Origin of the sequence: Yersinia enterocolitica subsp. enterocolitica (assembly GCF_901472495.1) — a bacterium.
GTDB classification, from domain to species: Bacteria; Pseudomonadota; Gammaproteobacteria; order Enterobacterales; family Enterobacteriaceae; genus Yersinia; species Yersinia enterocolitica.
In genome coordinates, this window is record NZ_LR590469.1 from 3,527,169 (window position 1) to 3,547,155 (window position 19,987).

The following is a 19,987-nucleotide window of genomic DNA, read 5'->3' on the forward strand; positions in this document are numbered from 1 at the left end:
GTGGTTGTGTAAGAATCCGGAAATGTTCTTCGTTTCCGGATTTTTTTATGCACATCGGACAGGCTCTTGATCTCGTTTCCCGCTACGACTCACTGCGTAACCCACTGACCACACTGGGAGATTACCTCGACCCCCAGCTCATCTCCCGTTGTCTTGCCGAATCCGGCACGGTGACTCTGCGCAAGCGCCGCCTGCCGCTGGAAATGATGGTCTGGTGCATTGTCGGGATGGCGCTCGAGCGTAAAGAACCTCTTCATCAAATCGTTAACCGGCTGGATATCATGCTGCCGGGCGACCGCCCCTTCGTGGCCCCCAGCGCCGTTATCCAGGCACGGCAAAGGCTGGGAAGCGAGGCTGTTCGCCGGGTATTCTCACAAACGGCGCAGCTGTGGCATGGCTCCGTCACCCATCCTCACTGGTGCGGTCTGACGTTGCTGGCCGTGGATGGCGTGGTCTGGCGAACAGACAATGCAACTGAGCAGGCTGACGCTGCGGAGTAAAAAGCCGGAGCTTGTTGAGCAGGAGCTATGGGGAGTACTGCTGGGCTATAATCTGGTTCGTTATCAGATGATTAAGATGACGGGAGCGCTGAAAGGATACTGGCCGAATCAGCTGAGCTTCTCAGAATCGTGCGGGATGGTGATACGGATGCTGATGACGCTGCAGGGAGCTTCACCAAGTCGTATCCCGGAACTGATGCGGGATATGGAGAGCATGGCGCAGATGGTGAAGTTACCGATAAGAAGAGAAAGAGCCTTCCCGAGGGTGGTGAAGGAAAGGCCGTATAAATATGGAAAAGCCAGGAACAAAAATGCCAGTCAGTTGCTTAACTGACTGGCATTACCCAGTAAGGGGGGCTTTTTTATTTCAGATTAACTGCATTTCTGTCAGGGGAGTATTTCGTAAATTAATACTATCACGGCCCGATAAAACTCTTGTAAGGTGTTAATCGTGGTTAAACACCTCACCAACAATGTCTGCTTTTTGATTTTCTAAATCACAAAATTATTTCGTTGATAATAAATAGGCCTCGCTAGTTAGTGAGGCCTTTTTGTTTTATGAAATTACTCTGGCTGATGTTAATTACATCATGAGAAGGATTTTAAATATAAAAAGGAGAAAAGCGATGAGTGATATTCAAACTATTCTGGCCCGATGGGGTGTTTGGGCTAGAGAGCATTCCCTTCTTGATTATCCGCATATTGCCAATGGATTTAAAGGCTTGATGGCAGGAGGTAAGGTAGCAGCTTCCTGTTGTGATAATGACGGGTTAGCGCTTGATAATATTATTGGTAATTTACAACGAGCTTCAAGAGAGAAAGAGCTGGAGCTTATTGTGCGCCATTATGTTTATGGTCAGTCAAAGTCTTCAATTGCCCGGTTAAAAAAATATAACGAGCGTGAAATTAGGCGTCAATTACAAATTGCTGAGAGTTTTCTTGAAGGATGCATAACGCAATCTGATATTTCATTGGAAATGTGTAAAGAGTGATTGTGATAACAGATAAATATCTGGAGGTATAAGCGGTCAATATATTCGTCAAAAATACGTATTCATTATGGAAATTAAAAACAAATAAATAAGGAAATAAGATATGGGAGAAGGACACAGTAATACCACCGGCCACGGTGCTCGTGGTCCAACCGGTGGAGTTAAAGGGGGGCCGGCAGGGCCCGGTGGACCAAGCTCTAGCCGTGGTCAAGGATGGGGGACGTCACAAACGTCCTATGGTGCTATCCATCACTACAGCCCAAGTCAATTCGGCCATGGCAGTCAACGAGGTGGGAGGCGTGGTGGCGATCGTAGTAGTAAGGCAACTCCTGCGAATCTGGCGCAAAACCCGGAACTACAAACCTATATGGTTGTGGGAGGGATGCCAGCCGTTATCACCTTAATTGATGGGAATTGGGGGGTGACTTTAAGCCGTCTTCCAGCAGTGGCGGCGTTTATCGAAGGTCATTTAGCCCGAGTGGGATCGTGGGTCATGCGCACCAGCCCGGTTGGTGTAGCAGTTATGGGCATGATACCGTCAAGAATAGCGTCTGACCCGCCTATAGGGCAGTTCTTTACCACTTCGACACTTCCCGCCAACAGAGTTACGGATACACCGAAAGAAACATTAAAAGCAGTGGCCGATGCTGCGGTCAATATTCGGATCGGTGATGTGACGGAAGAGGGAGTGCAGAAAGCGGTGCTGATTAAAGCACCAATAGCCATACAACGAGTACCTGTCATTAAGGCGGTTACGACGACAAGGCCAGATGTCGTAACCGCGGCCATTCCGGGTATCACACCGATACATATCAGTGTAGTTGATACGATGCCTATTAATATCCCTGCGCCAATACAGCCAGCAGCAAGACCCGTAGTGACGCCGATTGAGAATGCGGCTCCCAAAGAATTTAGCCTTCCTGTTGGCCGTCATAGTCGCGATGCCATTATCGTTTTCCCCGACAGCACGGGTATTGAACCGCTGTATCTCTCTGTCATTCGAATAACTAATGCTGATGAGCTGATGCAGGAAGCGCGCAATACCTATGAAATAGCGCGTAATGAACGGGAAGCGGCTGAAAGGGCGATGACACAGTCGTTTAGCTCTGCGCTAGATGAGTTAAAGCTGAAAAAAACACTGAAGGATAAGCAAGTTACAGAAATAGCCGCACATATCATACTGCTTGAAAGCCATATTCCTTTATTGAAACAGGAAGAGGCTAATATATGGCAACAATATAACGCTTTTGGAGGGCGTGATAATAAATGGGCATTTAAATACCGCTATGAACGGCGTGACTTAAGGGCACTGGCTCTTGTGAAACAAGAGGAGGTCAATGCGATAAATTATCGGCTCGTAGAGCTAAGAGCCAAATATGAAACACTGTTAGTACTGCAACAATCTGTTAATGCTGAACTTGGAATAGCAAGAATTGCAGAACAGCAACGTATTGAGAATACACGGTTGGCCGCAGAAGCCGCAGAACGGCAACAGCGGGTTGAAAACGCACCGCGGGCAATAGAGGCCGCCTTTGCGGCAGAGCGACAGCGCATTGAAGAAAGATGGTTGGCAGTAGAAGCAGAAGCGGCTATTCGTAACAATACCTTTTCCTTATCTGTCTATCCGCCCGGGAGCGTACATTCTCCCAGTTTTGCTGTAGGCGGTGCGGGTGCTATCACATTAAGTCCTCAAGTTGTTAATCATTTAGGAGCCTCATTACGGCGAGTATCGGAGCGATTTCACGGCATAGACACCAGCTCGCTAGCTGATCCAATGGCGGTCATTATTGGTGCAGGCTTCTATCCAGATAATGATAGGGAAAGTACAAATAAGCCGCCATTAGCCGGCAGTTTCTCTCTCAGTGATATAGGATTAGTCCCTTCAACCCCATTGCCGCGACAAGGTGAAATAGAGTTGCCGGTCAGAATTCTGATGGAGGAAAAGAATGATTGGACCAGTATTTATGCGGTAAAAACCCACGCTGCAAACGTTGCTGCTAAGGTGAAGGTCGGGCAAGCATAGTTTGATCGGTCAAATGGTATTTATACCTTTACTACCGATAGCCAGCCGCCACGCACCTTTACCTTTACTCCGGCGTATCCACCCGGCATGGATATCAGTTCTGTGTCGCCACAACCGGGCAGTGCGCCGGTTTTCCCGCAGCATACCGGAACCGACATTAGGTTCCTGGCGACGAAGCGAACACTGACTTTCCTTGCGCATGAGGAGGTGAGCTTCCACGATTACATCATCTGGTTCCCGGCAGAGTCGGGGCTGGAGCCGGTGTATGTTTATTTTAATAAACCAAGGAAAGGTGTGGTAGATGCAGGGCATGATTATCACCCAGCACCTAAAATCGAGGATATTACAGGTTTTCTAAATTTGAATAAGAGTAAGCGAAAGACTCCTAAACAAGGTGGTTCTGGAAAAAGAGAACGCTGGATTGATCAGAAAGGCCGTAAAATATATGAGTGGGATTCGCAGCATGGTGAGTTGGAGGGTTATAGAGCTAGCGATGGCCAGCACTTAGGTGCTTTCAATTATAAAACAGGCGTCCAGCTAAAACCTGCGGACCCTAATCGTGATATCAAAAAATATTTATGAGGTGCATTATGGGGCTAAAACTGCATTTAGACTGGTTTGATAAAAAAACTGAGTTATGTAAGGGCGAAGAGTATTCAGCAGATCTTCAATCTGATGGTTCAGTTATTGAACAATTAGGTTTGCAGATTGAAAATAATATTAATAATGGAGGGTTTGATATTGAAGAATATTGGATACCTATACTTCAGAAGTATTTCTCTCATCAAATTAATACTTCAGAATATGACTATCAAATTTCATTTGATTATCGAGATGAATGGTAATCTCAGGATAAAATAGTTCATTACATTATCAGCAATAACATAAGCCGCCTTTCTGGTGGCTTATGTTCATTTATTGATTAAATATTAATAACCTCGCAATTATCTCATTTGGTTTTCATATATGGATTTTGTTGCGAGGTTGCTAAAGCATCTTAAAATTTCTGAGTAATTTAAGCTCATAAATCAAGATATACTGAAAATGGAGAAGTATAAATGGAAAATAAAAACCTATCTGATTATACAGAACAGGAATTCTTAATTTTTTTGAAAGATATTTATTATGATACATATCCATCCGAGGCTGAACATGATGAGGCTATTCTTAGATTTGAAGAGTTGGCAGAGCATCCAGATGGTTCTGATTTGATTTATTACCCTAATGATGATCGGGAAGATAGCCCTGAGGGTATTTTAGCTGAGATAAAAAGATGGCGAGCCGAAAATGGTAAGCCGGGGTTTAAGAAATAAATTATATCGCGAGTAATCATATAGACCGTCTCTCTGGGCGGTCTATACCCCGTCATACTTCAAGTTGCATGTGCGTTGGCTGCACTTGTTACTCGGCCCGTCCATGGGCCTCGCCTCTGCGAGGCCGCTGCAAGCAGCGTTCAAATCGGTTCCTGACCGATTTGTCACCCGAATCACTTACTCATGTAAGCTCATCGGGATTATGAGCCTCATCAGAGGCTCACCCTGCGGGCCAGCGCTTGCCGCCTTCCTGTAACTCGAATTATTTAGTGTATATATTGATAAGTTTTTTATTTCAGCTCACGACTAAAAGGTTTACGGTTACCTAAATCATCAATTAAGACAAAATTGACCGTTTTACTGTCTGCTGTTGGGGCTCGATTGAGGGGAAAGTCGAGCTTGGAAAAAGGGGCGACCATATCTGGTAATCCTTCGGCCAATCCCAATGTTAAAGAAGCGAGTGATGCATAATAAGGGGTTGGATTATCAACCCTAACCGAGGCGGTATTACCGTTACGTTCTAAGACAAAAGTTAATGCCTTGCTGACGGTATCCGCCGGTGCGGGCAAGTTTTTTGGGCGATAAAAGACTTTGTATTGCATGCGCAAAGCCAGTGTAACGGAAGACTCATCATCAACTTTAGTTGTGGCTTTAGGCGGGATTTCGTAAACATTGAGCCAAAATGCAGATTCTCTATCCAGCGGCAATTTACTGGCACCAGATAAAATCAAACGCAAGCTGCGTTGAGCTTGTGGTTGTAATCGAAACAATGGTGGCAACACTAATACTGGGGAAATTGCTTTCTCCGGTGTTGCCATTAAATCGCCATCATCCACCCACACCTGCACTGCCACCGGGTAGTCATTACTATTGACCAGTTGCAGTGACTCTTCCGTGCTACCTTCACTGAAGATAATCCGCGTTTTTTCTGCCACGACACTTGCCATCGCCGGTACACTACAGGCCATGAGAAGTGATAACAGCAAGCCATTGAAACTGCGTTTGAAACGCATATTATTGGACACGGATAACCACTTGCGCATGTGCATTCACTGCTCCTGCCGTCACAGTTTGTCCGCTGATTTTGCTTAACTCAGCCCGAAAATTCTCAGTGTAACTATTACCGCCACTCACCGTGCCGGTTATTGTTTGCGCGCCCTGGAAGATGCCATACCAGCCACCGTTATTACCGGTTTGAGTCACATTTTTTGAGAGTAGGTACATCGGATTATTATTACGGTAGATACGGATCCCCACACCATTCGCCATTCCGGCGGCACCATAATTATCTGATACCAAATGGCTAATGCCGCCGCTACCATTCATTAAACCCAAAGCCTGCGCTTTAGCGGCGTTTGCCGCTGGCACTAAAAAGCCCATCGCCACCGCACCGGCATTGACGCCGGAGGTAATACCGGTCTGGCACTGGAAATCCACACTGAACTCAGCCGAGCTGCTACTGCCACTGTTCAGTTCTGCCACAGAAATTCTGGGTAATATCACCGTTGGGGTAAAATTAGTTACCGCGCAAATGGTGGTGCGGCGGAAAGTTACGTAATTGTATAGCCCGATAGAAGCAGGCCAGGTCGAATACCAACCGGGCCAGTTTGATACCGAGTCGGTTCCTTCAACAGGGCCGCTAATGCCCGGCCCTTTAAAGGCGATATAAGCATTGGGCTGAGTATAGGCATAGGTATAAGATGCTGCGTTGTTAGTACCCGCGCGGACATAATCAATACGAAATAGCTCGGTATACAGATTACTGAAATTCTTAGCTTTGACCAAAATACGGCCAGTGCTGTCAGTATCCAATCCGGTTAAACGGCGTCCTTTCCATAAGCGTGAGTAATACTCGCCGGTGGATAGATTTGTAAGTCTGATAACCACATTGCGGACATAAGTCGCAAAGCCGGAGGGAACATTGCCAGCAATCGCGCCATCTTCATTTTTACCACCATAGTCATTATCCCCGTTAGTGGCATACATCTCAAAGAGTTGGTCAACATCAGCTGCGGCACAGCGGAATAGCACCCGCTCAGGATCATAGCCGGTATTCAGGGCAAAAGTGGTGAAGTCAGATGTCGCTGCGGCTAATAATGTTCCGTCAGGTTGGAAGTTAGCTGCGGTGCTGAGATCGATAACACCCGGTAAGCCGAGTGATCCATTATTATTATCCAGCGAGCCAGACCACGCGCTGGCCGTACCATCACCAGCACCCAGCTGACTTTGCGCGGTAATTCGGGTACAAGCTGACCATGCTGAGGTACTAAATAACCCTATCAGCAGCATAGTTCCCGCCACAATATATGGGCGACGGCAATGAACAGGCATTGTTGGCCGTGAGACTTCACAAGATATTAACTGCTCTGTTGGTCTTAACATTATTTTTCTCATAATGGTTAACGGCGGCAACTGCCTGTTAAATGGATAATATCTTGCTCAGTATCTTGGCTAGCAAAATCATAAGGTAATTCACATTGCTCGTTGCTGTTTTCACCCCAGCGTACATAAAGCGAACCTTTATTCTCTTTTACTCGAGCATAGATCTGATTCCCCTGACCCACCATACCGACCAGTTCATCTTTATTGTTATAGACATCTGAACCCAGTGGTAATCCTTCGCCGTCAGCGGTTTGGGTTTGAATTAATACCGCATAGCCAGTCAATGTTTCGAATTTCACTCTCACGGCGGCCCCAGCATAAGGGACAACGCGGCCCTGATTTTCTTTCAACTCGGTATTACGATTAATGCCTTTGGTGTCTAAACCGACTGTATTGTAATTATAAGGTGTTAATGAAGGCACCAGCGCAAAGCCATTCTTATCAATCCTGGCACCTTGTGCATTTCGTACTGTCGCACCCTGAGCGCCATCGGCTTCAATTAAACCGAAAGTGTCGCCTAAATAAGGCCCCAGTGTGACACCTTTACTGTGTATTACAGCGGCTCCGCGCGCACCAGCCCCATATTGGGTATAGTTATTACCACGAGAATAACTGCCATTGACGGTCGCATTAGGGAATTGCTTTTGCACATTCGCGCCCCAATTATTCGAACTACCGCTGACATTACTGTCGTCATAACCCGCATTGACTGAATAATTTAAAGTATTACGTTCACCGGCGGTGCCGGATAATGACGTTTGATAGTTGTTACCACTTTTCGGATTACGATTGGCAGACATAGATAAATATTGGTTTCCACTCCCAATATTAAGTGGAATAGATACAGTTAATGACGCGATATTTTCGGTATTACCGTAGCGCGTTGTTGTCATCGTTTCGTCCGTATCATCGGCATCCCAACCAAACTGGGTTGAGGTATAAATTGTGCGCTGGCGGCTCAGTGCCACGTTATAGCTAATATCTTTATAACTATTTGAATAGTTTAGCTGTAACTGTGTATCTCGCTGTGTATCATTATAATAATCACTGGTCGATGCTGAGGCTGAAAGTTGCCCATAGCCAGCCAGAGTTTGGTTTATTGTGGTGGTAAATTGGCTACGCTGTTTATACGTAGATGAATCCCAGGTTCCGCCATTCTTTTGCACTGAACGCACACCAAATACATCATTTAAATCACGATACCCTTTGGTTGAATAGCGATATCCAGCCAGTGAGAATGAGGTGCCGGTTTCATTAAATGTTTGGCTATAGGTCGCCTGCATCCGCCAACCATCTTGAGTTTGATTATCTTCAACTTTGGCATGGGAATAGGTGGTATTAAGGCCAAATGCGCCGACCGACGTCCCTATTACTCCCCCCACAAGTAATGCCGTATAGTCTTGCGCTAAACGAATACCACTGTTGGCAGTTAACTGATTGGTAAGACCGCGCTCATAGGTAAAATCAGTGAAATAGCTGTCAATATTGGTGAAATCACGTGATTCCCCAACCACCGCATTATAACGGCTCACACCTGGACGCATTGAATCCGGTACGGCACTGAAAGGCACAGTAAAAGTCGAACGGCTACCATTAGCTTCTATAACTTCAACATTAAGATCGCCCTGACTGGTGGTGCTGTATAAATCGTTAATAACAAATGGGCCGGGGGCGACGTTAGTTTCATAGATTTCACGCCCGTTCTGGCTAATAATCACTCGCGCGTTGCTGGTGGCAACACCACGCACTTCAGGCGCAAAACCACGCATTGATTCTGGCCACATACGTTGGTCTGTCGCCATTTTTACACCGCGAAATGACATGGTGCCGAATAAGGTACTGTCGGTGAAGGTTTCACCCAGCGTTAATTCACTGTCTAATTGTGAAATAGGACGCTGCACATAAGTGCGGATATTATTCCATTGTGTATCGCTGCTATTATTGTTGCTGGAATAACTCAGGTTTGATTGCTGGCGTAATTGCCATAATCCTAAGTTAAGACCACTTTTTAGGCCAACGAAACCGTAATCAGAAGTGCTGTTTTGCTGAGTTTGTGTATCACTACGATAAAAGTTTGCACTGTAGTTAACGAAGGCGAGCTTTTCACCTTCTTCCCATTCGCTGCGTTCAATATAACCGCGAGGGCGTTGTTGCAATAATGCCTGGGGAATAGAAAGCTCCAGGCGCAGTTTGGCCTGATCAAAATGAAAAGACGCGCCTTTTACTCGCTCCGCCAACGGGATACATTTCTCGGTGGCTGAGGGAGTGGTCGCCGCAGGTTCTGAAGGTATTGACTCTCCCTCAGCAGCATTAGGCTCTTTAGGTGTGGTATCACTTTTATTGGCCAGTTCAATGCCAGCCGCAGTTAAGAACTCATCACTCAGGCAGGGGAAAACCTCCGGTGAATCGGCATTCTTAATAAATTGAATTGTGGTGCGTTTGTATAATTTGTTATTAATCAGAACATCTACAGCGTCAAAATTTCCCGGTGTAACAGAATCCTCTTTATTGAGTTGATTCAAGCCGGACGCAAATTTTGTGCCTAAAAAGAGTGATTCATCAAATTCCAGATTTTGTGATTCTTCCTGAGCTAAAACAGTATCGACAGGTAAAACTAAAGTCATACACAGTGTTAAAGCTTTCTTACGGCCAGAGAACTTTTTTTTCAGAACGACTTGTGAAAGCCCCATAAATATTCCTTAGCCGGAAAGCTACTACTGAATTTTATAGCTACCGGTATCTTGCCCGCCGAAATCATTAACTAACAGGAAATTAACAATAGCATTTGAAGGTACAGATGAATTTGGGATAACCCACTGAGCTTGAGACATTGGTGGGATCATCTCAGATTTCATTTTGAGTTTTTTACCTCCCCCAACGACTTCACCACTGGCAATGGTGGCATAGAACCCTGTTGGGTTTTTGCCCGTAACAACAACATCCTTACCTTGTTGGCGTACATTAAATGTCAGAGCGCTGGAGACTTGATCAACTCGGCCAGCAATATTTTCAGGCCGATAAAACACTTTAATCCGGTTACGCATCAACACTAACATTTTATTATTCTTTTCTGCCTTATTAACGGGGGGAACCTGTAAAAAATTAAGGTAGAACACAGATTCTCTATCCGTTGGCAAACCACTACCGGTATATTTCAGCCTTAATGTTTGGCCCGCATTCGCTTCAATACGGAAGAAAGGGGGAGTGACAATAAAGGGTGCTTTACCTGTCTCCGGTGTTGATTGGGTATCGCCACTATCTAACCAGACCTGGACAGCATTAGGAAAATTATCATTATTTGTTAATTGGATACTATGCTCTTTTTCACCTGCCGAATATATAATACGGCTGCCGCTCATCACTACGCTGGCATTGGCAAAAGATATACCCATAAGAATTAATAAAGTAACAAGCAGGAAACGGTAGCTATTTATATTAAGCATAATGGGGATATCCTCTGAAGGAAACTGGTTGAATAGTTAAACTTCTGGTACTTGAAGTTGTAGGAGGTGCTATATATTCGCTACCTGCCCACAACTCCAATTACTTAGAGTATATCCTATCCTACGATACTGATATTACAGGTAGGAAACTGCATATTGTACAGAGGCGATCACAGAACCAGGGCCCGCTTGACCAGTTGCGAAATACTGAACCGCAAAATCATGCTCTGCTGATGTATCGCCAGCTTTTAAAACGATGCCATCTTGTCCCACACTACTATTCAGATCGATACCTGTTGTTGTGGTTGCATCTTTCAGTAATTGCAGATCAACATTTGATGCTGTGCCGGTATTCTTTAAGTTGCCAGCAGTTGTTACCTGGTTGCCCACGAAAACAGTTTTTATATCAATGTCAGCAGCACCGGTTGCGCAACCTGATACACCCAGAGTAAAGGTTGTTTTACCGGCGGTTTTACCTGAAGCATCTAAATCGCCACTTGATACGGTTGGCAATAATACCATTGGGTTAGCGTCAAGGCCGTTGACGGTAACAGAACAAGTTTGAGCTGTGACTTCGCCTTGGAAGGTAATTGTATTATTGCTTGCTGCCATTGCTACAGTTGTAGATGCTGCGAATAACGCCATAGCCAAAGTAATCTTATTCATTTGAAACTCCAATATAGTAATTAGAAATAGCTGAAGTGCTCGTTGCATTCAAATGCGAATGAGTATTCAACTTATTAAGTAAGATGTGGGTTAATGACTATATGTACGAGTGTTATTCGGTTATACTCGCCAGCTATCCACATGTTATTTCATTAAAGTAATTGAGTAGTCATTATTTCGGCTACGTCCGTTACTTGATGATGAGATAATATAGAAAGCAGGTTTAGCTGCACATAGGACAAACAAACCAATGTTTGTGGGAAAAATCCTACTAACTCTCTATTTTAAGTAAATACAGCATAACCAACTGTATTTAAATGTTTTTTATTTTATATAAAAACAAGTTAATGAGATCTTTCTTGTTGTTTTTATTGAAAAGTCAATTTTCAATCCTGTTGGGGTACATTTTAATAGGACTGGTTAATAGAGTGTGATGTGTTATTTGTAAAGTTAAGTAGGTATATTGTATAGATATAATTGATGGCAGGCTGAGTGCTAATAATATTCATGTTGTTCTTCCAATAATAATTATTTTTAAGACACTTTATATTAATGATAAATAGAAGAAAGGCGGAAGAGGCTACTTGCGCCGCCGGTGAGGTGGCGCATGACGAACTTAATTGCGATATAACACTTTAATAATGTGGTAACCGAATTGAGTTTTTACCGGACCATAAGGTTGCAGTAATTCGCAGCTGAATACGGCTTTATCGAATGCCGGAACCATATCCCCTTTATTGAACTCACCCAGATCGCCGCCATTACGTTTTGACGGGCAGTTAGAGAATTTTTTCGCTAACTCTTGGAAATTTGCGCCGTTATTCAACTGCGCCAGAATATCGTTTGCCTGCTTTTCATCATCAACCAGAATGTGCAGTGCAGAAGCTTTGTTTGCCATAGTAACAATCACCACCAATTTATTGGGTAGGGTTATTTGAACGAAGATTATCTTCAAGGGAGCCTTGAAGCGCGCCAGTGTAACGTATTTTAGTCGTGATGGGGCCACGCTGGTCAGCTTTTACAAATCAAAAGATGCCAGCTGGTTTTTTGTCATCAGCCGCTTTCTGCTACAATCCGGTTCCCCCGTCTACCTACTGAGCTTTCGAGTGTTATGCGATTAAATCCCAGCCAACAACAAGCCGTCGAATTTGTCACCGGACCCTGCCTGGTGTTGGCCGGTGCGGGATCGGGCAAAACCCGAGTCATCACGAATAAGATTGCGCATCTGATCCGCCAATGTGGCTATCAGCCAAAACATATTGCTGCGGTAACCTTTACCAATAAAGCTGCGCGTGAAATGAAAGAACGTGTGGCCCAGACGTTGGGGCGCAAAGAAGCTCGGGGTTTGATGATCGCGACGTTCCATACTCTGGGGCTGGAAATCATCAAAAAAGAGTACAAAGCGCTAGGAATGAAATCCAATTTCTCCCTGTTTGATGCGCAAGACCAACTGGGTCTGTTGAAAGACCTGACCCATAAGTGGTTGGAAGACGATAAAACTTTACTGCAACAGTTGATATCCCAGATCTCAAACTGGAAAAATGATCTTCTCGATCCTGCCGCCGCCGCGGCGTTGGCTCGATCCGAACGCGATAAGTTGTTCGTCCATTGCTATGGCTTATATGACGCACATTTAAAAGCGTGCAATGTATTGGATTTCGATGATCTCATTTCATTGCCCACCTTATTGCTGCAAAAGGATCTGGAAGTGCGCGAACGTTGGCAAAACCGGCTGCGTTACCTATTAGTGGATGAATACCAGGACACCAATACCAGTCAGTACCAAATGGTTAAATTGCTGGTGGGCAGCCGGGCGCGTTTTACCGTGGTGGGCGATGACGATCAATCCATCTATTCATGGCGTGGTGCGCGACCACAGAATTTAGTCTTGTTGAATGAAGATTTCCCACAGTTGCAAGTGATCAAGCTGGAACAAAACTACCGCTCCTCGGGCCGTATTTTGAAAGCGGCCAATATCTTGATTGCCAATAATCCGCATGTTTTTGAAAAAAAACTCTTTTCTGAGTTGGAGTATGGCGATGAGCTAAAAGTGATTACCGCCAATAATGAAGATCATGAAGCTGAAAGGGTGGTCGGTGAGCTTATCGCCCACCATTTTGTGAAAAAAACGCAATACAGCGACTATGCCATTCTGTATCGCGGCAATCACCAGTCACGGCTGTTTGAAAAGCTGTTGATGCAAAACCGTATTCCTTATCGTATCTCCGGCGGGGATTCGTTTTTCTCACGTCCGGAGATCAAAGACTTACTGGCTTATTTGCGAGTATTGACCAATCAGGATGATGACAGCGCATTCTTACGTATCGTGAATACCCCAAAGCGCGAGATAGGTTCTGCGACGATTCAAAAATTGGGTGAATGGGCTAATGTGCGTAATAAAAGTCTGTTTCGTGCCAGTTTTGATTTAGGGCTGGGCGAGCATCTGAAGGGGCGCGGTCTGGAGTCATTACAGCGTTTCACTCATTGGATGGAAGGCATTATTCGCTTAGTGGAACGTGAGCCGATAGCAGCAGTGCGGGATTTGATTCACGGCATCGATTATGAAAGCTGGCTGTTCGAAACCTCTCCCAGCCCGAAAGCGGCTGAAATGCGGATGAAGAACGTCAATTTATTATTTAGCTGGATGACCGAAATGTTGGAAGGGTCAGAGCTGAATGAGCCGATGACACTGACTCAGGTTGTCACACGTTTTACCCTGCGCGATATGATGGAGCGCGGGGAAAGTGATGAAGAGCTGGATCAGGTACAACTGATGACACTACATGCTTCAAAGGGGTTGGAATTCCCGTATGTGTTTTTGGTTGGTATGGAAGAAGGTTTGTTGCCACACCAAAGCAGTATTGATGAAGACAATGTAGATGAAGAGCGGCGACTGGCCTATGTGGGCATCACCCGCGCTCAACGCGAACTGTTTTTCACCTTATGCAAAGAGCGGCGGCAGTATGGTGAGCTGATTCGGCCAGAACCCAGCCGTTTCCTGATGGAACTCCCGCAGGATGATTTGAAATGGGAAAATGAGCGCAAAGCCGTTAGCCCGGAAGAGCGGATGCAAAAAGGCCAGAGTCATCTCGCCAATATTCGAGCGCAATTAGCGAATGCTAAAAAGCCGCAGTGAATACTCAAAACTAATAGTGGGCAGGTGATAACAGAACCTGCCCATCTGTTATTGATTAAGGCGCGACAGGTTTACCATCAACCTTGACATTTTTCACCTCGCTGAAGTGCCATGGCGTATCGCCCCGCAATTCAGTGAAAGTGACTTTATTAAATTCACTGTCACGTAGGTCACTGATTGCTGTCGGCGTGACATTATTAAGTTGCACATTGTTCACGTGAACCAGACGGTGCCAGGCCTTGTTCGCTGTATCCCCTTTGATTTCAATAGACGGATTTTTGCCAGTGGAATTATCTACCGTCACATTTTTTAATGTGAAATCATAGAATTGGGCAGGGATCTTGGCTGGAGGGTAATCAATGTTGGCATTGCTATCAGCATAATCCAATGTCATCACCATCACTTGCTTCGCCAGATCACGCATTGCATTATTGCGGAAAGTGACATTACGCGCGCCACCACCGATGGTGCTGGTGCTCTTAGCTCGCAGACCGATATCAGTCAGGTACATCACATTATTTTCGGCCAGGATATCTTCAATCCACGCCCCTGTGTGGCTACCAGTGACTATCGCGCCGTGCCCCATTCGGAAATAGTTATTAAATAACCATGCACCTTTCATGGGCTCTTGTTCCTGGGCCTTTTCTCCTGTACCTGCCGCAAAGTTGATGCAGTCATCGCCGGTATCAAAGAAGTTATTAAACACCATGACATTCTGGCTGTTACCGAACTCGATACCATCGCCGTTATTCGCATCATATGTTTGGTGAATCAATCCGTTGGCAACCACATTGTGGTTTTCCAGATTCATAATGCCGTGGAAGGCAGGGTTACGTACCGTAAAGCCCGCCAGATACACATTTTCTACCCCGCGTAATGTCATAAGGCTGGAGCGGCGCTGGCCATAGGCATTTTTCAAATCCATACCATCGGAAACAGCCTTTTCAACCTGATTTTTAGCCAGAATGCCGTCTTCATGCACTTTGCTATTCTTGCTCGCAACATATTGCGGCAGTGATCGGCCTAATTCATCAGTAATTTCAGCAGTTTTTGCGCGCAGCCAACCATTGCCATCAATTACTCCGGAGCCGGTAATACGAATATTGCGGAATGTGCCCGGCTTGCTGTTATTAGGATCGATGGCATTGATCAGCGATGCTGGGCGCTCAATGGTGGAATAAGGATACAAACGGTAGCCCGCAGGGTAATCATCTGGATTTTCTGAACCCAATAATATGGCACCGGCCTGTAGGTTAAGGGTCATGTCACTTTTCAGCCAAAGCGCACCGCTTTTGTAAGTGCCCGCAGGGATTTCGACACGGCAGCCGGGCTTACAGCTATCAATTGCTTGCTGTATGGCTTTGGTATTCAATGTTTTTCCGTCATCGATGGCACCAAAGTCACGCACATTCACAATCTGCGGCTTGGCGCTGGTTTTGGCTGTAATGGGCTTGCTGGCTACAGATAAAGAACCATCGGCGTATTGTGCTTTCACCGTAAATTGATAGCTGGTTTCGGGTTTTAGGCCTATCACCGTAAAGTTTTGCATCACAATTTTATGTTGGAAATTATCTTTATCATTGGCATAGAAATGATCGATATAAGGCTTGGCCGGTGAGAATTTATCATTATTATCGCTGGCCTTACCTAACAATTTCCCCGCTGAGAAAATCTGATAATCAACTATTTTTCGGGTATCTTCCGGCGCTTTCCATACCAGAACAATACTGCTCTCATCATAGGCGAGAGTGGGAACTTGTAGCTGCTGAGGAGCATCGAGACTACTTGATTTTGCTGCCATTGCCATCGGAGTACCCACCATCAGACTGGCCATGATCACCAGCATGCCTGTAGTTCGTGGGCGTTGAAGCTGTGCTTGCATTGTTATCCCTTTCCAATAAAGAAACAGTGTTTTATAAAAATACATACAATGTTTCTTTTTTAAACTGAGGGTGATCACAATCTGATAGTTTTATGGGGATTTACAGCAAGAATATAAGCGAGGGGAAGGCGACCGAGGCCGCCAACAACAAAGAATTTAGTCAAATTCTTCAGACTGCTGACAAACCTCGACGACTCAATCTTGCAAGGTGAAGACAGGTAGAAGAGTAAAGCGTCCGCGCCACGGACGGCGCGGCTCGAGCCCCCAGGGAGGGGTTTACGGCGTCTTTACGATCTGCCTGTTTTCACCACTACAGGCACTTTGTCATTAACCTCAAGAAGTTAGTTAAATTCTTCTAATAGTAGTGGCCACTGAACATAACTCTGCCAATGACTTTCTTGCTCTAATGCCTCTGCGCGGTAAGGATGTTGCTGCAACCAGCCATGAGGCAATAGCACATAAAGTGTTTCACCATTGGCCCGTAGACGGACGGCTGGCAGAGTGTCATCGCGGCGACGGCTGGAGAATATAATGGCCAGACGCAATAAACGGCATAGGTGCTGAGCCATATCTACTGGCAATGCATTCTGTTGATTCAACAGCGAGAGATCGAGAGTATCACTCTGATTTTGCAATAAAGCTGCAAGTAAGAGCTTTTGAGCGGGGGTAAAACCGGGAAGATCCAGATTGCGTATCAGGTAAGCGGCATGTTGCGGAGCACGTTTAAAATCGATGCTTAGGCCAATTTCGTGAATCAAGCAGGCATTTTGCAATAACTCGCGACATCGGCTGTCGAGACGCCACTCTTTTTCTACCTGAAGCAAAAAGTTATCAGCCAATTTACTGACGCGCTTGGCTTGCTCAGTATCCAGTAAGTAGCGGCGCTGTATATTTCGTACCGTTCGGCTACGAATATCCTGTTCAACCGGCAAATGAAGCATGCCATAGACCAGCCCTTCACGTAGCGCACCGCCTGCCAGCGTCATACTTTCAATCGCCAGCTCCTGGAATATGGCAATCAGGATAGACAGGCCGCTAGGGAAGACCAGTGCTCGTTCCAGTGTTAAACCGGGGATTTCCAGCTCTTCCAACTTGCCGCATTGAATCGCTCGCTGTTTGAGCTGCTGCAATTTTGCCAGCGTGATCAGTTCGTCCATACCCTGAGCGACCATAATCTCTTGCAGCGCCTGAACTGTACCCGAGGCACCGACACAGATTTGCCAGCCATGTTCACGAAAACGTTGCGCGACAGGTTTTAGCATTTCACGGGCAGCCGATTCCGCGCGATCAAAATTGTCTTTTGCCAGATTGCGGTCACTAAAGTAACGCTCCAGCCAGGTGACACAACCCATTGGTAAACTAACCAGAATATTTGCCTGAGCGCCATTGCCAGTCACCAGCTCTGTGCTGCCACCACCAATATCGACGACTAAACGCTGCTCTGGCCCACCGGTAGTATGTGCAACGCCGTGATAAATCAGACGTGCTTCTTCTTCACCACTGATGACCTGAATCGGGCAACCGAGGATTTCGGTCGCAGTTTGCAGGAATTCTTCAGCATTTGAAGCCAGACGCAGGGTTGCAGTTGCCACCACGCGGATCTGATCCAAAGGAATGTCCTGCAAACGCTCAGAAAAAAGCTTTAGACATTGCCAACCGCGTTCCATCGCTTCTTGCGATAGGTGGTTTTGGGTATCCAGACCCGCAGCCAGGCGGACTTTCCGCTTGATCCGGGCCAGCGTTTGGATACTGCCAGCCACCTCACGTACTACCAACATATGAAAACTGTTGGAGCCAAGATCGATGGCAGCATAAAGTGAGGTGGAACTTAGCATCATTTATCAGCTCGGTCGCTTACGGTTATTCCGTGGTGCACCACTGCGACGTGGGGCAGAGTTACGACGTGGGCCATTCCCGGTGCGGGTACGGGCCAGACGTTTTGGCGCCGGCAAATCAGTTAATAGTGCATCGCTATTATATTTACTCACCGGAATGCTATGACCGGTATAGGTCTCGATAGCCGGTAAGTTTAATGCGTATTCTTCACAGGCCAGGCTGATGGAATGACCACTTTCGCCAGCACGACCGGTACGGCCAATGCGGTGAACATAGTCTTCACAATCATCAGGCAGGTCATAGTTAAAGACGTGGGTTACCAGTGGAATATGCAAACCACGAGCAGCAACATCAGTTGCAACCAGGATATCCAAATCACCTTTGGTGAAATCTTCTAAAATCCGCAGGCGTTTTTTCTGTGCGACATCACCGGTCAATAGACCGACACGATGACCATCGGCAGCCAGGTGGCCCCAGATTTCTTCACAACGATGTTTGGTATTGGCAAAAATAATGCAGCGATCTGGCCACTCTTCTTCAATCAACGTCTGAAGCAGACGCATTTTTTCTTCATTTGAAGGGTAGAACAGCTCTTCCTGAATGCGGTGGCCGGTTTTTTGTAACGGTTCCACTTCAACATATTCGGCGTTGTTCATTTGTTCGAAAGCCAATTCACGTACGCGGTACGAAAGTGTGGCAGAGAACAGCATGTTTAAACGCTTATCAACGGAAGGCATACGGCGGAACAGCCAGCGGATATCTTTAATAAAGCCTAAATCGTACATCCGATCAGCTTCATCCAATACCACAACCTGAATCGCACCGAGATTAATATAATTTTGTTTTGCGTAATCGATTAAACGGCCAGTAGTCCCGATAAGAATATCTACGCCACTTTCCAGCACTTTAAGCTGTTTGTCGTAGCCGTCACCACCATAAGCCAAACCTAATTTCAGGCCGGTTACCTGGGAAAGTGACTCTGCATCGGAGTGAATTTGCACAGCTAATTCACGCGTTGGTGCCATAATCAATGCGCGCGGTTGATTAGTCTGACGACCCTCTTCTGCGGGGTGAGAAAGCAAATAATGGAAAGTAGACGCTAAGAATGCCAGCGTCTTGCCGGTTCCTGTTTGCGCCTGACCCGCTACATCACGCCCAGAGAGGGTGAGTGGCAATGCTAACGCCTGGATCGGCGTGCAATACTGAAACCCTTTGTTTTCAAGGGCTTCAATAACTAGCGGGTGCAGGGCGAAGTCGGAAAACTTCTGTTCGGTCAAGTGTGTTTTGCTCATAGTGTGGTAGAATATCAGCTAACTATTGCTTTACGAAAGCGTATCCGGTGAAATAAAGTCATCCTATTGTTGGTTAATGCTACACCAACGAGGTAGACACAATCCTTTGGAGTAGAACATGAGCGATAAAATTATTCACCTGAGTGACGACAGCTTCGACACTGACGTGCTGAAAGCCAGCGGCCTGGTTCTGGTCGATTTCTGGGCTGAATGGTGTGGTCCGTGCAAGATGATTGCTCCGATTTTGGATGAAATTGCTGAAGAGTATGAAGGCAGACTTACCATCACTAAATTGAATATTGATGACAACCAGGGCACGGCACCCAAATATGGTATCCGTGGCATCCCTACGCTGTTGTTATTCCGTGATGGTGAAGTTGTGGCAACCAAGGTTGGTGCCTTGTCTAAGGGTCAGCTTAAAGAATTCTTGGATGCGAATCTGTAAGCGGCGCGTTTGCCGTCACAATACCCAACGTCATTGAAGTTGCAGCAAGGCAGCAAACGCGTGACAAATTGGTCGGG

14 protein-coding genes and 2 pseudogenes are annotated in these 19,987 nt (G+C 46.0%); 7 read left to right on the forward strand and 9 right to left on the reverse strand.

Annotated features, from left to right (window positions below; all coding sequences use genetic code 11):
* Positions 1–47: 47 nt before the first annotated feature.
* The 5 genes and pseudogenes from FGL26_RS16750 to FGL26_RS16775 all read left to right on the forward strand — a co-directional run bounded on the left by FGL26_RS16750 (position 48) and on the right by FGL26_RS16775 (position 4,828).
* Positions 48–834 (forward strand): annotated as a pseudogene (locus tag FGL26_RS16750) (transposase domain-containing protein).
* Between the two features lie 292 nt (positions 835–1,126).
* Positions 1,127–1,492, forward strand: coding sequence for an antiterminator Q family protein (locus FGL26_RS16755; RefSeq protein ID WP_005176248.1), 366 nt, complete (start codon positions 1,127–1,129; stop codon positions 1,490–1,492).
* Between the two features lie 103 nt (positions 1,493–1,595).
* Positions 1,596–4,097 (forward strand): annotated as a pseudogene (locus FGL26_RS16760) (S-type pyocin domain-containing protein).
* Positions 4,098–4,105: 8 nt separating this feature from the next.
* Positions 4,106–4,360 carry a colicin E3-like toxin immunity protein gene (locus FGL26_RS16770; RefSeq protein ID WP_005176239.1) on the forward strand — a complete coding sequence of 85 codons (255 nt, stop codon included), beginning with the start codon at positions 4,106–4,108 and terminating at the stop codon, positions 4,358–4,360.
* Positions 4,361–4,573: 213 nt separating this feature from the next.
* Positions 4,574–4,828 carry a bacteriocin immunity protein gene (locus tag FGL26_RS16775; protein ID WP_005176237.1) on the forward strand — a complete coding sequence of 85 codons (255 nt, stop codon included), beginning with the start codon at positions 4,574–4,576 and terminating at the stop codon, positions 4,826–4,828.
* A 290-nt stretch (positions 4,829–5,118) separates the two neighbouring features.
* Here the strand turns inward: FGL26_RS16775 and FGL26_RS16780 are convergent, their stop codons facing one another.
* The 6 genes from FGL26_RS16780 to ppiC all read right to left on the reverse strand — a co-directional run bounded on the left by FGL26_RS16780 (position 5,119) and on the right by ppiC (position 12,217).
* Positions 5,119–5,877, reverse strand: coding sequence for a fimbrial biogenesis chaperone (locus tag FGL26_RS16780; protein WP_005176236.1), 759 nt, complete (start codon positions 5,875–5,877; stop codon positions 5,119–5,121).
* Positions 5,843–7,159: a fimbrial usher protein StbD gene (gene stbD / locus FGL26_RS16785; protein WP_174531807.1), complete on the reverse strand. Its 1,317-nt coding sequence runs from the start codon at positions 7,157–7,159 to the stop codon at positions 5,843–5,845. The genes FGL26_RS16780 and stbD overlap by 35 nt, the downstream gene beginning before the upstream one ends.
* 68 nt (positions 7,160–7,227) lie before the next feature.
* On the reverse strand, positions 7,228–9,900 hold the full coding sequence (locus FGL26_RS16790) for a fimbria/pilus outer membrane usher protein (RefSeq protein ID WP_005176234.1): 2,673 nt from the start codon (positions 9,898–9,900) through the stop codon (positions 7,228–7,230).
* 24 nt (positions 9,901–9,924) lie between these two features.
* Positions 9,925–10,653 carry a fimbrial biogenesis chaperone gene (locus FGL26_RS16795; protein ID WP_005176233.1) on the reverse strand — a complete coding sequence of 243 codons (729 nt, stop codon included), beginning with the start codon at positions 10,651–10,653 and terminating at the stop codon, positions 9,925–9,927.
* A 135-nt stretch (positions 10,654–10,788) separates the two neighbouring features.
* Positions 10,789–11,319 (reverse strand): fimbrial protein, encoded by a 531-nt coding sequence (locus FGL26_RS16800; protein WP_005176232.1) that lies wholly within the window; start codon positions 11,317–11,319, stop codon positions 10,789–10,791.
* A gap of 616 nt (positions 11,320–11,935) precedes the next feature.
* Positions 11,936–12,217: a peptidylprolyl isomerase PpiC gene (gene ppiC, locus FGL26_RS16805; protein WP_004704164.1), complete on the reverse strand. Its 282-nt coding sequence runs from the start codon at positions 12,215–12,217 to the stop codon at positions 11,936–11,938.
* Positions 12,218–12,430: 213 nt separating this feature from the next.
* On the opposite strand from ppiC, the gene rep reads away from it, so the two are divergent.
* Positions 12,431–14,455 (forward strand): DNA helicase Rep, encoded by a 2,025-nt coding sequence (rep, locus tag FGL26_RS16810; protein WP_005176228.1) that lies wholly within the window; start codon positions 12,431–12,433, stop codon positions 14,453–14,455.
* 55 nt (positions 14,456–14,510) lie between these two features.
* Here the strand turns inward: rep and FGL26_RS16815 are convergent, their stop codons facing one another.
* The 3 genes from FGL26_RS16815 to rhlB form a co-directional block, all read right to left on the reverse strand.
* On the reverse strand, positions 14,511–16,337 hold the full coding sequence (locus tag FGL26_RS16815) for a glycosyl hydrolase family 28 protein (RefSeq protein WP_005176225.1): 1,827 nt from the start codon (positions 16,335–16,337) through the stop codon (positions 14,511–14,513).
* Positions 16,338–16,678: 341 nt separating this feature from the next.
* Positions 16,679–18,172, reverse strand: a complete 1,494-nt coding sequence (ppx, locus tag FGL26_RS16820) for an exopolyphosphatase (RefSeq protein WP_005176224.1) — start codon at positions 18,170–18,172, stop codon at positions 16,679–16,681.
* 6 nt (positions 18,173–18,178) lie between these two features.
* Complete coding sequence (gene rhlB, locus FGL26_RS16825) at positions 18,179–19,465, reverse strand: ATP-dependent RNA helicase RhlB (RefSeq protein ID WP_005162628.1); 1,287 nt, start codon at positions 19,463–19,465, stop codon at positions 18,179–18,181.
* A gap of 118 nt (positions 19,466–19,583) precedes the next feature.
* On the opposite strand from rhlB, the gene trxA reads away from it, so the two are divergent.
* A complete protein-coding gene (gene trxA / locus FGL26_RS16830) occupies positions 19,584–19,910 on the forward strand; it encodes a thioredoxin TrxA (RefSeq protein ID WP_005162627.1) in 327 nt (108 codons plus the stop codon).
* Positions 19,911–19,987: the final 77 nt, after the last annotated feature.